The 12,117-nt window shown below is 61.9% G+C and carries 11 protein-coding genes; 7 read left to right on the forward strand and 4 right to left on the reverse strand.

All coding sequences use genetic code 11. The features are described 5' to 3' along the window. Positions 1 to 190: 190 nt before the first annotated feature. Both IDM28_RS21545 and IDM28_RS21550 read right to left on the reverse strand, forming a co-directional pair. Positions 191 to 829, reverse strand: coding sequence for a peroxiredoxin (locus IDM28_RS21545; protein ID WP_188036838.1), 639 nt, complete (start codon positions 827 to 829; stop codon positions 191 to 193). 158 nt (positions 830 to 987) lie between these two features. Next, a complete protein-coding gene (locus IDM28_RS21550) occupies positions 988 to 2,334 on the reverse strand; it encodes an OprD family porin (RefSeq protein ID WP_150570517.1) in 1,347 nt (448 codons plus the stop codon). Between the two features lie 582 nt (positions 2,335 to 2,916). Here IDM28_RS21550 and tauA point away from each other — a divergent pair. From tauA to tauD, 4 genes are read left to right on the forward strand one after another with little or no spacing between them, the layout of a single operon-like run. Next, a complete protein-coding gene (gene tauA, locus IDM28_RS21555; RefSeq protein WP_188036839.1) occupies positions 2,917 to 3,888 on the forward strand; it encodes a taurine ABC transporter substrate-binding protein in 972 nt (323 codons plus the stop codon). Positions 3,889 to 3,901: 13 nt separating this feature from the next. Continuing rightward, positions 3,902 to 4,696 (forward strand): taurine ABC transporter ATP-binding subunit, encoded by a 795-nt coding sequence (tauB, locus tag IDM28_RS21560; RefSeq protein WP_181108095.1) that lies wholly within the window; start codon positions 3,902 to 3,904, stop codon positions 4,694 to 4,696. Beyond that, positions 4,693 to 5,523 carry a taurine ABC transporter permease TauC gene (gene tauC, locus IDM28_RS21565; protein WP_188036840.1) on the forward strand — a complete coding sequence of 277 codons (831 nt, stop codon included), beginning with the start codon at positions 4,693 to 4,695 and terminating at the stop codon, positions 5,521 to 5,523. The genes tauB and tauC overlap by 4 nt, the downstream gene beginning before the upstream one ends. Positions 5,524 to 5,570: 47 nt before the next feature. Continuing rightward, positions 5,571 to 6,404, forward strand: coding sequence for a taurine dioxygenase (gene tauD / locus IDM28_RS21570; protein WP_101322567.1), 834 nt, complete (start codon positions 5,571 to 5,573; stop codon positions 6,402 to 6,404). Positions 6,405 to 6,440: 36 nt separating this feature from the next. Here tauD and betT read toward each other — a convergent pair whose 3' ends face one another. After that, the gene (gene betT, locus IDM28_RS21575; protein WP_150570521.1) at positions 6,441 to 8,444 is read right to left on the reverse strand and encodes a choline transporter BetT; all 2,004 of its coding nucleotides are present in this window, start codon (positions 8,442 to 8,444) and stop codon (positions 6,441 to 6,443) included. 207 nt (positions 8,445 to 8,651) lie between these two features. Next, a complete protein-coding gene (gene epsC, locus IDM28_RS21580) occupies positions 8,652 to 9,584 on the reverse strand; it encodes a serine O-acetyltransferase EpsC (protein ID WP_101322569.1) in 933 nt (310 codons plus the stop codon). A gap of 247 nt (positions 9,585 to 9,831) precedes the next feature. Between epsC and tcyJ the strand changes: the two genes are divergently transcribed. The 3 genes from tcyJ to tcyN are packed head-to-tail and all read left to right on the forward strand — an operon-like array spanning position 9,832 to position 12,049. Further along, positions 9,832 to 10,626: a cystine ABC transporter substrate-binding protein gene (gene tcyJ, locus IDM28_RS21585; protein WP_101322570.1), complete on the forward strand. Its 795-nt coding sequence runs from the start codon at positions 9,832 to 9,834 to the stop codon at positions 10,624 to 10,626. Further along, complete coding sequence (gene tcyL, locus IDM28_RS21590; RefSeq protein ID WP_101322571.1) at positions 10,623 to 11,291, forward strand: cystine ABC transporter permease; 669 nt, start codon at positions 10,623 to 10,625, stop codon at positions 11,289 to 11,291. Before tcyJ ends, tcyL begins: the two co-directional genes overlap by 4 nt. A gap of 2 nt (positions 11,292 to 11,293) precedes the next feature. Next, positions 11,294 to 12,049: an L-cystine ABC transporter ATP-binding protein TcyN gene (tcyN, locus tag IDM28_RS21595; protein ID WP_101322572.1), complete on the forward strand. Its 756-nt coding sequence runs from the start codon at positions 11,294 to 11,296 to the stop codon at positions 12,047 to 12,049. Positions 12,050 to 12,117 lie beyond the last annotated feature (68 nt).

Here is a 12,117-nt window from a genome sequence, read left to right on the forward strand (position 1 = left end):
TGTCGCGAAAGGGTCGCGTAGCGGCCCCAGCAATCTGTGCTGCTGCATAAATCTCGGGGCCGCTACGCGACCCTTTCGCGACACAAGGCCGCTCCTACAGGGGCCGTGCGGGGGGCGAATAAAAAAGGGCCGCATGAGCGGCCCGAATATCCCTGCTTGGCTAAGAGCATGTGCAACGAGGATTCTGTATTCAGCGGTTGGGCTGCGGTGTCAGGCGCAGGTAGGGCTTCACGGCGCGGTAGCCTTTGGGGAAGCGTTCCTTGATCTCGGCTTCATCCTTGAGCGAGGGCACGATCACTACCTCGTCGCCGTCCTGCCAGTTGCCTGGCGTGGCGACCTTGTAGTTGTCGGTCAGTTGCAGCGAGTCGATCACCCGCAGGATTTCGTTGAAGTTGCGCCCGGTGCTGGCCGGATAGGTAATGGTCAGACGCACCTTCTTGTTCGGGTCGATGACGAACAGCGAGCGCACGGTGAGGGTGTCGTTGGCGTTGGGGTGGATCAGGTCGTACAGGTCGGAGACCTTGCGATCAGCATCGGCAATGATCGGGAAGTTGACCACGGTGTTCTGGGTTTCATTGATGTCATCGATCCACTTGTGGTGCGAATCGACCGGGTCGACCGACAGGGCGATGGCCTTGACCCCGCGCTTGGCGAACTCGTCCTTGAGCTTGGCGGTCAGGCCCAGCTCGGTGGTGCACACCGGGGTGAAGTCGGCAGGGTGCGAGAACAGCACGCCCCAGCTATTGCCCAACCACTCGTGGAAGCGAATCTTGCCTTCGCTGGAATCCTGTTCGAAATCGGGGGCGATGTCGCCGAGTTTGAGGCTCATGGTGCGGCTCCTGTGTCTGCGTTATGGGTCCAATGTGCCTGCAATCGAAATAGATTAAAAAGAATAAATATCGATTTATTTATAACCAGAATGCATTACGAATTGCAGGCATAAAAAAGCCTCGCACTAGGCGAGGCTTTTTGGCGTGCAGCTACGACTTACTTGAAAGCGTAAGTGTAGTTGACGATGAAGCGGGTCTGGTCCTGGTCAGCCAGCGAGCTGGTGCCAGTGCCGCGGTACATACCATGGCGCAGGGTCGCGCCCAGGCCTTTCAGGGTGCCTTGCTGGATCACGTAGTCGATCCGGGCGTCGCGTTCCCATTCAGAGAAGGTGCCGTTGCCGTTGGCGTTGCGGCCATCTTCACCGCGCAGGTACGAAACAGCCGCTTTCAGACCCGGCACGCCAACGCGCGCGAAGTCATAGGAGTACTGACCGAAGGTGGTGTTTTCACCGGCCTTGGCGAACTGGTTGATCATGCTGTCGGTGAACAGGTAGAAGCTCGCGCCGCCTGCGCCTTCCGGACGGCCATTGCCATCACGTACCGAACCTTGGTTCAACCAGACGAAACCGCCGTCATCGCTGACGCGTTGATGACCGAGCAAGAAGGCATGACCACCCAGGGAGTAGGTGAACATGGCAGACCAGGTCTTGTTGTCGACCTCGCCTACGTTCTTGGCGTAGCCACCGTTGTTGTTGAAGTTGTAACCACCGCCGTTGCCGTTTTTGCCGTCGCTGCTGCTGTCGAAGTAGCGCAGGTCGGTTTTGAACGACTGGTCGTCAGCGATCTTGAAGACGTGAGTCGCGCCCAGGAAGTGCTGCTTGTAGAAGTCTTCCAGGTTCGAGTAGTAGTACTGCAGGGTCAGGTCTGGGGTGAGCTTGTAGTCCAGACCACCGTAGCGGAACTTGTTGCTGTCAGCGGTAGCACCGTTGACCGACAGACCAGTCCGGTTGCTGGACGCACGGCCCATGGCGTGAGTCATCTGACCGGCGTTGATGGTCAGGTTGTCGATTTCCTTGGAGGAAATGGTGGCACCTTCGAAGGTCTGCGGCAGCAGACGGCCATCGTTGGCAACCAGGATCGGCAAGGCTGGCGACAGCGCGCTACCGAAGTGAGCTTCGGTCTTGGAGAAACGAGCCTTGGCGTTGGCGCCAAAGCGTGCCCATTGCTTCTCGGACGAACCGTCGGAGTCGCTTGGGAAGAAGCTGCTGCCATCAGGGTGGTAGCCCTTGCCGCCGTCAAGGTGGATGCCCCACAGCGCCTGAGCATCTACACCAAAACCAACGGTGCCTTCGGTGAAGCCGGAAATGAAGTCAAGCTTGAAGCCCTGACCCGACTCGCGGTTGTCAGGACGTGGCTTGTTGCCGCCGGCTTCACGGTTATCGTTGTTGAAGTACATGGTACGCGAGCTTACGGACAGCTTGCTGTCCTCGACGAAGCCAGCAGCACCTGCTTGTTGGGCGAGAACCCCCAGTGCCACGGCCAGAGCCAGGCTTGACTTGTACATGTTTTGCTCCTCTACGTTCTAATTTTTGTATATCAGTGGCGGCGAGGTCTATTGCCTCACTCACCATGGACTGGCGATTTAGTCGCAGAGCGTGACCGTCCAGTCAATCATTTCCGAACGTTTCACGACTAAGGTCTAAGCCGCCACCCTGGGCTACAGGATAATGACAATCCTATAAATCCAAAATGACTGTTTTATGAATTGCTAAGACTATTGCGGCATATCATAGGAACCTTTACTACCATTTGCGGTATCGGCAGGGCCCCTTAAGAGCTTTAGGTTATTTGCAAACGTTTGCTCATAACCTTATTTCCTTTTGCTCTAGGCCGGGGGAGCGTAGCAGTGAACAGTCATTACGCCAGCCCGCTTTGCGGGCCTTTCGCGACAAAAGGCCGCTACTACGCCGACCGCGCAACGTGCAGGCAACGCGGTCCCTGTAGGAGCGGCCTTGTGTCGCGAAAGGGGCGCGCAGCGCCCCCAAAAGGCACCTAAGCTAATACCGAAAAGTTATTTATTTTAGGATTCTTAGATCATTTAGTCTCTCGCCATCAACTACCCAGATTGCTGACGAGAGGCAAACCCATGATCCCGCACGCTCCGCTGCGCCTGTTCGCCGCCCTGACCCTCGCCAGCAGCAGCTGGCTGGCCCAGGCCGCTGACCTTACCGTGGCCTACCAGACCACCGTCGACCCAGCCAAGGTTGCCCAAGTCGATGGCGCCTACGAAAAAGCCAGCAAGGCCGATATCGACTGGCGCAAATTCGATAACGGCGCCGACGTGATCACGGCCGTGGCCTCGGGCGATGTACAGATCGGCTACCTCGGCTCCAGCCCGCTGGCCGCAGCCGCGACCCGCAAGCTGCCGGTCGAAACCTTTTTGATCGCCACCCAGATCGGCGCCGGTGAAGCGCTGGTTGCCCGCGACAGCATCAAGACCCCGCAGGACCTGATCGGCAAAAAGGTCGCCGTACCGTTCGTTTCGACCGGCCACTACAGCCTGCTCGCTGCGCTCAAAGCGTGGAACATCGATGCGTCCAAGGTGCAGATCCTCAACCTCGCCCCGCCGGCCATCATCGCCGCCTGGAAGCGTGGCGATATCGACGCCACCTATGTCTGGGACCCAGCGCTGGGCGTCGCCAAGGAGAACGGCAAGGTGCTGATCACCTCCGGTGAGCTGGCACAAAAAGGCGCGCCGACCTTCGACGCCTGGATCGTGCGCAAAGACTTTGCCGCCAAGCACCCGGACGTGGTCAAGGCCTTCGCCAAGGTCACCCTGGATGCCTACGCCGACTACCGCAAGGACCCGGCAGCCTGGCTGGCCAACCCGGACAACGTCGCCAAACTGGCCAAGCTCTCGGGCGCCAAGAGCAGCGATATCCCGGTGCTGCTGCAAGGCAACGTCTACCCGCTGGCCGCCGACCAGGCCAGCGCCCTCGGCACGCCGACCACCCAGGCCCTGAGCAACACCGCAGCCTTCCTCAAGGAGCAAGGCAAGGTCGACGCCGTGCTGCCTGACTACGCCCCATACGTCACCGCCAAATACCTGCCCAACTGATCCGGAGCCCGTCATGGCCTTGCTCGAGCTGGAGCGCATCAGCGCACAGTACCCCGGTGCCGACACCCCGGTGCTGGCCGATATCAACCTGAGCCTGGGCCCGCGCCAGCTGCTGGTGGCCCTTGGGCCATCGGGCAGCGGCAAGACCTCGCTGCTCAACCTGATCGCCGGCTTCGTGCCTGCCAGTGCTGGCCGTATCAGCCTCGACGGCGTGCCGGTGCAAGGCCCGAGTGCCGAGCGCGGCGTGGTGTTTCAGGACGACGCCCTGCTGCCCTGGCAAAACGTGCTCGGCAACGTCGCCTTCGGCCTGGAGCTGGCCGGCGTAAGCCGTGCCGAGCGCGAAGCCAAAGCGCGCGAAATGCTCGCACTGGTCGACCTCGCAGGTTTCGCCGAGCGGCGCATCTGGCAGCTTTCGGGCGGCCAGAAGCAGCGCGTCGGCCTGGCCCGCGCCCTGGCCGCCAACCCGCGTGTGCTATTGATGGACGAGCCGTTCGGCGCCCTCGATGCGTTTACCCGCGAGCAGATGCAGGAGTTGTTGCTGCAGGTGTGGCAACGCACAGCCAAACCGGTATTCCTGATTACCCATGACATCGAAGAAGCGGTGTTTCTCGCCAGCGAACTGGTGCTGCTTGCGCCCAACCCAGGGCGTGTCGTCGAACGGCTGCAACTGGACTTCGGCCAACGCTACGCCGCCGGCGAATCGGCGCGGGCGATCAAGTCCGACCCGCGCTTTATCGAAACCCGCGAACACGTGCTGGCGAGAGTCTTCTCGCAACGCGAAGACGCCCGCCGGGAGCACTCAGCATGAGCACTGTCGAACTGCCGCTGGCCGCCAAATTGGCCAACCTCAAACCGCTGCCGCGCAAACCACTGTCGACCCGCTGGATCAGCGCCCTGACCCTGGCCAGCCTGTTACTGCTGTGGTGGGCGGTCACCGCCGCCGAGCTGGTCGAACCGCTGTTTCTGCCACCACCGGCAGACATCCTCGGCAAGGCCTGGGTGCTGCTGACCCAGGGCTACATGGACGCCAGCCTGTGGCAGCACCTGGGCGCAAGCCTTGGGCGGATTGGCCTGGCGCTCGGCGCAGCCATCCTCACGGCGATCCCGATCGGCATTGCCATCGGCTCCAACCGCATTGCCCGGGGCATTTTCGACCCACTGATCGAGTTCTACCGGCCAATTCCGCCGCTCGCCTACCTGCCGCTGATCGTGATCTGGTGCGGCATCGGTGAGCTGTCCAAGGTGCTGCTGATCTACCTGGCGATCTTCGCCCCGATTGCCATCGCCACAGCAACCGGCGTGCGCACCGTCGACCCGGCCAAACTGCGCGCCGCGCAGTCGCTGGGCGCCACCAAGGCCCAGCTGATTCGCCATGTGGTATTGCCCAGCGCCCTGCCCGACATCCTCACCGGCGTGCGTATCGGCCTGGGTGTCGGCTGGTCGACCCTGGTTGCAGCGGAATTGATCGCCGCCACCAGCGGCCTCGGCTTCATGGTCCAGTCAGCGGCGCAGTTTCTGGTCACTGACGTGGTGGTGCTGGGGATCCTGCTGATTGCCCTGATCGCCTTCGCCCTGGAAATGGGCCTGCGCGCCCTGCAACGCAAGCTGGTGCCTTGGCACGGCCAGGCCCACTGACCACGACTGACCACGCCGGCACTTCGGCGCCCGACAAAGAGACTGCCATGAGCCTGACCATCACTCCGTTAAGCCCGGCCCTCGGCGCGCAGATCACTGGCGTCGACATCAGCCGTGAAATCACAGCCGAACAACGCGACGCCATCGAGCAGGCGCTGCTCAAGCATCAAGTGCTGTTCTTCCGCGAGCAGCCGCTCAACCCGCAGCAGCAAGCCCGCTTCGCTGCGCGTTTTGGCGATCTGCATATCCACCCGATCTACCCCAATGTGCCGCAAACGCCACAAGTGCTGATCCTCGATACCGCCGTCACCGACGTGCGCGACAATGCCGTGTGGCACACCGACGTGACCTTCCTGCCGACCCCGGCGCTGGGCGCGGTACTGAGTGCCAAGCAGTTGCCGGCCTACGGCGGCGATACCTTGTGGGCCAGTGGCGTAGCGGCATTCGAAGGCTTGTCGGCGCCCCTGCGGACGATGCTCGACGGCCTCACCGCCACCCATGACTTCACCAAGTCATTCCCGCTGGAGCGCTTCGGCACCACCGCCGAAGACCTCGCCCGCTGGGAAGCGACCCGGCGCAACAACCCGCCGCTGACGCACCCGGTGGTGCGTACGCATCCGGTCAGCGGGCGCAAGGCGTTGTTCGTCAATGAAGGGTTTACCACGCGCATCAACGAGCTCAACGAGCAGGAAAGCGAGGCCCTGCTCAAGCTGCTGTTTGCCCATGCGACGCGGCCGGAGTACAGCATCCGCTGGCGCTGGCAGGAAAACGACGTGGCCTTTTGGGACAACCGCGTGACCCAGCATTACGCCGTCGATGACTACCGCCCGCAGCGGCGGGTCATGCACCGCGCAACCATCCTTGGCGACGCGCCGTTCTAGCGCAGGCAAGGGGCTGCCCGGCAGCCCCTCACGCAACTACCTGACCATGTGCAGGAACTGCATGTGCCGTTCGTACTGGTCGAGGATGTCGTTGATGATCTGCTCCTTGCTGTAGCCGACCAGATCGTAATCCTGGCTACCTTCTGACAGATGCACCTCGGCGCGGTAATAGCGACGGTTTTTCAGCTCTTGCGCACCCAACCCACCCAAGGCGAAGGACGGCGTGAAATAACCGCGCATCTGCACCTGGTAGATGAACGGCTGCTCTTCACCATGGCCGACTTTCAAGCTGACGTTGTCGTGGCTCGGGTCGTCCTGGGTGATCAGCACCAGGCCTTTCTGCTCGAACACCTCGCGCACGTCATTGATCGCCGGGCGCACCACGTCATCCATGAAGCGGTACACCTCATCGCGCGATGGGAAGTGCACAGCCTGGCTCAAGCGCTGACGCCAGCCGCCGCGACCACGGCGGCTCTGGGCGACCGGTGCCAGCGAGTGCAACTGCGCAATACGCCGCTGCGACTCTAGGTAGAACGCCTTGTGCAGGCCCCACATCATGCACAGCAGGATCAGCGAGAACGGCAATGAGGTCAGCACCACCGCCGACTTCAGCGAGTCGATGCTGCCAGCGAACAGCAAGGCACTGGTGATCAACGCAGTCATCGCTCCCCAGAAGATCCGCAGCCAGTTCGGGCCGTCTTCGTCAGGGCTGCCGCCCTTCGCCGACAAGGTCGACAGCACCACGGTGCCGGAGTCGGCCGAGGTGACGAAGAAGACGAAGCTGATGAACACCGTCACAGCGATTACCGCCTTGCTCCACGGATAGGTTTCGAGCAGCAGGTACAGGCTCATCGACGGGTTTTCCAGCGCCGACTGGCCGAGCGCGACCAGGCCGTGGTTGAGCACCTGGTCCATCGCGCTGTTGGCGAAGATCGACATCCACGCGAGGGTGAAACCAAGCGGGATCAACAGCACGCCGAAGACGAATTCACGAATGGTCCGGCCACGGGAAATCCGCGCGATGAACAGGCCCACGAACGGCGCCCAGGCAATCCACCAGGCCCAGTAGAACACTGTCCAGCCACCCAGCCAGTCGCGGTTCTCGCCGTAGGCATAGACGTCGAAGCTCTTGCCTGGCAAGGCGCCAAGGTAGTCACCGAGGTTCTGGATCAGGGTATTGAACAAGTGCTGGGTCGGCCCGGCAAACAGCACGAACAGCAGCAGCGCACAGGCCAGGAAGAGGTTGATGTCGGACATCACCCGCACGCCCTTCTCGACCCCGGCCACGGCTACCGCGACTGCGGCGCCCATCATCAGCGTGATCAGCGCGACCTGCACCCATTGGCTGTGCGGGATGCCGAACAGGTAATCGAGGCCTGAGTTGAGGTGCAGCACGCCAAAGCCCATGTCGGCGCCCAGGCCGAACACAGTGGCAATGATGCCGAAGCCATCCACCGCGTAACCGATCGGGCCGTTGATACGCTTGCCGATCAGCGGGTACAGCGCCGAACGCAGCGCCAGCGGCAGGTTGTGCCGGTAAGCGAAGTAGGCCAGCGCCATGCCGACAAAGGCAAACACGCCCCAGCCATGCAGGCCCCAGTGCAGAAACAGCAGCTTCATCGCCTCGCGCCCGGCCTCGGCGGTGCCGCCCTCGCCCTGGGGCGGTTGCAGCATGTGCGTCAGCGGCTCGGAGACGCAGAAGAAGAACAACGTGATGCTGATACCGGCGGCGAACAGCATGCCGGCCCAGGACAGGTAACTGAACTCGGGTTCGTCATGATCGGCACCGAGTTTGATCTTGCCGTAGCCCGACAAGGCGGTGACCACCACGAACACCAGGTACAGGGTCATGGCCAGCATGTAGTACCAGCCCACCGTGTTGGCAGCCCAGTTTTGCGCGGCCAGCAACCAGGCACCGGAGGCCTCGGGGTTGACGATCACCACCAGCCCGAAGAGCAGGATAAAACTGGCGGCGAAGTAGAACACCGGGGCGTTCATGCGCATCTTGCTGTCAGCAAGTTCAGGGGTGGGAGTACTCATGCAACCTGCACCCCGCTGTGGGAATCAGGCATAGGATTTAACGGGTTCAGCAAAGGCATATCCTCCTGTTGAACACCGGCAGCGACCAGCGTTTTTATGTTGAACAAGCGTTCAAGTTAAACATGGATCGGCCTTCGATGCGACCTGCCCCGCTGAGCGGGGCAGGTATATAGAGGAGCTGACAACGGCTTTTGCTCGGCGCTTTTGCTATTTTTTTGCCTGGCAGTCGAGCTGCAGATTGGCCTGGGTGATGTTGCTGTCGGCCGGCACGCTGCGGGTCAGCCAGACGTTGCCGCCGATGGTCGAGCCCTTGCCGATGGTGATCCGGCCGAGGATGGTTGCGCCGGCATAGATCACCACATCGTCTTCGACGATCGGGTGGCGCGGCTGGCCCTTGTGCAGGCTGCCGGTTTCGTCGGCGGTGAAGCGTTTGGCGCCCAGCGTCACGGCCTGATAGATACGCACGCGCTCGCCGATGATCGCGGTTTCGCCGATCACCACGCCGGTACCGTGGTCGATGAAGAAGCTCGGGCCAATCCGTGCGCCGGGGTGGATATCGATGCCGGTGGCCGAATGCGCCAGCTCCGAGCTGATCCGCGCCAGCAATGGCAGGCCGGCCAGGTACAGGTGGTGAGCCAGGCGGTGGTGGATGATCGCCAGAATTCCTGGGTAGCACAGCAGCACTTCATCCACGCTGCGCGCGGCCGGGTCGCCGTGGTAGGCGGCGAGCACGTCGGTGTCGAGCAGCACGCGCATCTCTGGCAGGGCCGCAGCGAAGCCCTGGATCAGGCGCAAGGCCTCGCTGTCGGCGTTGGCCTGGTCAGTCTGGCTCTGCCGTGCGGCGTAGCGCAGCTCCAGCCGTGCTTGCGCGAGCAGTGCAGTGAGGGCGGTGTCGAGGGTGTGGCCGACGTAGAAATCCTCGCTCTCTTCACGCAGGTCGACCGGGCCCAGGCGCATCGGGAACAAAGCCCCACACAGTTGCTCGAGAATGCGCTGCATTGCTTCACGCGACGGCAGCTCGCGGCCGCCCTTCTCGCCGCTGCTGCGGCCATTTTGCGTGCGCCATTGCTCACGGGCGCCGCGCAGGCCGGTCACGATCGACTGCAACTGCCATTTGCCGGGGGATGATTGTTCGCTCACGATGTGCTCCTGACTGTCGTATAGATCCACTCTACGTCAAATCCAGCCCTTGGAAAAAACAACGCTTTATTCCATCCTGCGCTAAGTCGGGCATAAGCCACGCTGACGGGCTACCCTCAACGCAGCCTTCCAACGGCTCAATGCACACAAATGGAATAACAAAATACTTTTTTATTATTTCATGAGCTAAACAGCCCACCCTTATAGTCGCCACCCACTACTTCCACCAAAAGCGCGGGGCCCTGCCATGTCGATCTTTGCCAAACCGCTACTCAATGCCAGCCTTGCCATCGTGCTTGGCACCGGTCTGTTCAGCCAGGCGTTTGCCGGCGAGCAGCTGCAGACTATCAAGGACAAGGGCGTGCTCAACGTCGGCGTCGAAGGCACTTACCCGCCGTTCAGCTTTGTCGATGACAGCGGCAAGCTGTCGGGCTTTGAGGTAGAGCTGTCGGAGCTGATCGCCAAGGAGCTTGGGGTCAAGGCCAAGGTCCAGCCGACCAAATGGGACGGCATCCTCGCGGCGCTGGAGTCCAAGCGCCTGGACGTGGTCGTCAACCAGGTGACCATCTCCGACGAGCGCAAGAAGAAGTACGACTTCTCCGAGCCGTACACCGTCTCCGGCATTCAGGCACTGGTGCTGAAGAAGAAAGAAAAAGATCTGAACATCAAGTCTGCAGCTGACCTGGCCGGCAAGAAGGTCGGTGTCGGTCTGGGCACCAACTACGAGCAATGGGTCAAAGCCAACGTGCCGACCGCCGACGTACGCACCTATGAAGACGACCCGACCAAGTTCCAGGACCTGCGCGTGGGCCGCACCGACGCTATCCTGATCGACCGCCTGGCTGCGCTTGAGTACGCCAAAAAAGCCCAGGATACCGTTGCCGCTGGCGACGCTTTCTCGCGTCTCGAGTCGGGCATTGCCCTGCGCAAGGGTGAACCGGAACTGCTCGCGGCCATCAATCAGGCCCTGGACAAGCTGCGCGCCGACGGCAGCCTGGCCAAGCTGTCCGAGAAGTACTTCGGCGCTGACGTGACTAAATGATTGAAGAAAGCCTGCAACTGGTAGCCGACTCCGCGCCCTTTCTGCTCAAGGGCGCTGGCTACACCATCCTGCTCAGTGTCGGCGGTATGTTCTTTGGCTTGCTGCTGGGCTTTGCCCTGGCGTTGATGCGCTTGTCCAAGGTGCTGCCGCTGGACTGGCTGGCGCGTATTTACGTGTCGTTCTTCCGCGGCACGCCGCTGTTGGTGCAACTGTTCGTGATCTACTTCGGCCTGCCGCAGATCGGCCTTGAGCTTGACCCGATCCCGGCAGCGCTGATTGGCCTGTCGCTGAACATGGCAGCCTACGTCTGCGAAATCCTGCGGGCGGCGATCTCGTCGATCGAGCGCGGCCAGTGGGAAGCCTGCGCCAGCATCGGCATGACCCGCGCCCAGGCCATGCGCCGGGCGATCCTGCCGCAAGCCATGCGCACCGCCCTGCCGCCGCTGGGCAACAGTTTTATCTCGCTGGTCAAGGACACCGCGCTGGCGGCCACCATTCAGGTGCCGGAGCTGTTCCGCCAGGCGCAGCTGGTCACCGCGCGGACCTTCGAAGTGTTCACCATGTACCTGGCCGTTGCGGTTATCTACTGGATCCTGGCGAGCATCCTCGCCCACTTCCAGAACCGCCTGGAAGCACGGGTCAACCAGCATGACCAGGAGCGTTGAGCATGATCGTAGTTGAAGGCCTGACCAAGCGGTTCAACGGCCAGACCGTACTCGACGGCATCAACCTGACCGTCCAGCCCGGTGAAGTGATCGCCATCATCGGCCCCAGCGGCTCGGGCAAGACTACCTTTCTGCGCTGCCTCAACCTGCTCGAGACCCCCGACGCCGGACGCATCCAGATCGGCGACATCAGCATCGACGCCAACCGCTCGCTGGGTAACCAGCAGAGCGCCATCCGCCGCTTGCGCCAGCAGGCCGGGTTTGTCTTCCAGAACTTCAACCTGTTCCCCCATCGCACGGCGTTGGATAACGTCATCGAAGGGCCGCTGGTGGTCAAGAAGACCCCGCGCGCCACAGCCCTGGAGCTGGGCCGACGTTTGCTGGCCAAGGTCGGCCTGGCCGGCAAAGAAGACGCCTACCCACGACGCTTGTCCGGTGGCCAGCAACAGCGCGTGGCGATTGCTCGGGCGTTGGCCATGGAGCCGGATGTGATCCTGTTCGACGAGCCAACCTCAGCGCTGGACCCGGAACTGGTGGGTGAAGTGCTGGAGACCATTCGTGGCCTGGCCGAAGAGCAGCGCACCATGATCATCGTTACCCACGAAATGAGCTTTGCCCGGGATGTCGCCAATCGGGTGATCTTCTTCGACAAAGGGGTGATTGTTGAGCAGGGTGAGGCCAAGGCGTTGTTTGCCAATCCGAAGGAAGAGCGGACTCGGCAGTTTTTGCGCAAGTTTCTTGGGACTGCCGCCTCCTAGCGCCCTGCCTTTCGCGGCACTGGTCAGAATTGCTGGGGGCGCTGCGCACCCCCGCCCCGGCAAGGCCG

The organism is Pseudomonas sp. EZ-C24 (assembly GCF_014525325.1).
Lineage (GTDB): Bacteria > Pseudomonadota > Gammaproteobacteria > Pseudomonadales > Pseudomonadaceae > Aquipseudomonas > Aquipseudomonas shirazensis.

What these genes read in the sequence shown, in the direction of transcription:
- IDM28_RS21545 (WP_188036838.1), bottom strand. Translation starts at nt 829, where the DNA reads ATGAGCCTCAAACTCGGCGACATCGCCCCCGATTTCGAACAGGATTCC.
- IDM28_RS21550 (WP_150570517.1), bottom strand. Translation starts at nt 2,334, where the DNA reads ATGTACAAGTCAAGCCTGGCTCTGGCCGTGGCACTGGGGGTTCTCGCC.
- tauA (WP_188036839.1), top strand. Translation starts at nt 2,917, where the DNA reads ATGATCCCGCACGCTCCGCTGCGCCTGTTCGCCGCCCTGACCCTCGCC.
- tauB (WP_181108095.1), top strand. Translation starts at nt 3,902, where the DNA reads ATGGCCTTGCTCGAGCTGGAGCGCATCAGCGCACAGTACCCCGGTGCC.
- tauC (WP_188036840.1), top strand. Translation starts at nt 4,693, where the DNA reads ATGAGCACTGTCGAACTGCCGCTGGCCGCCAAATTGGCCAACCTCAAA.
- tauD (WP_101322567.1), top strand. Translation starts at nt 5,571, where the DNA reads ATGAGCCTGACCATCACTCCGTTAAGCCCGGCCCTCGGCGCGCAGATC.
- betT (WP_150570521.1), bottom strand. Translation starts at nt 8,444, where the DNA reads ATGAGTACTCCCACCCCTGAACTTGCTGACAGCAAGATGCGCATGAAC.
- tcyJ (WP_101322570.1), top strand. Translation starts at nt 9,832, where the DNA reads ATGTCGATCTTTGCCAAACCGCTACTCAATGCCAGCCTTGCCATCGTG.
- tcyL (WP_101322571.1), top strand. Translation starts at nt 10,623, where the DNA reads ATGATTGAAGAAAGCCTGCAACTGGTAGCCGACTCCGCGCCCTTTCTG.
- tcyN (WP_101322572.1), top strand. Translation starts at nt 11,294, where the DNA reads ATGATCGTAGTTGAAGGCCTGACCAAGCGGTTCAACGGCCAGACCGTA.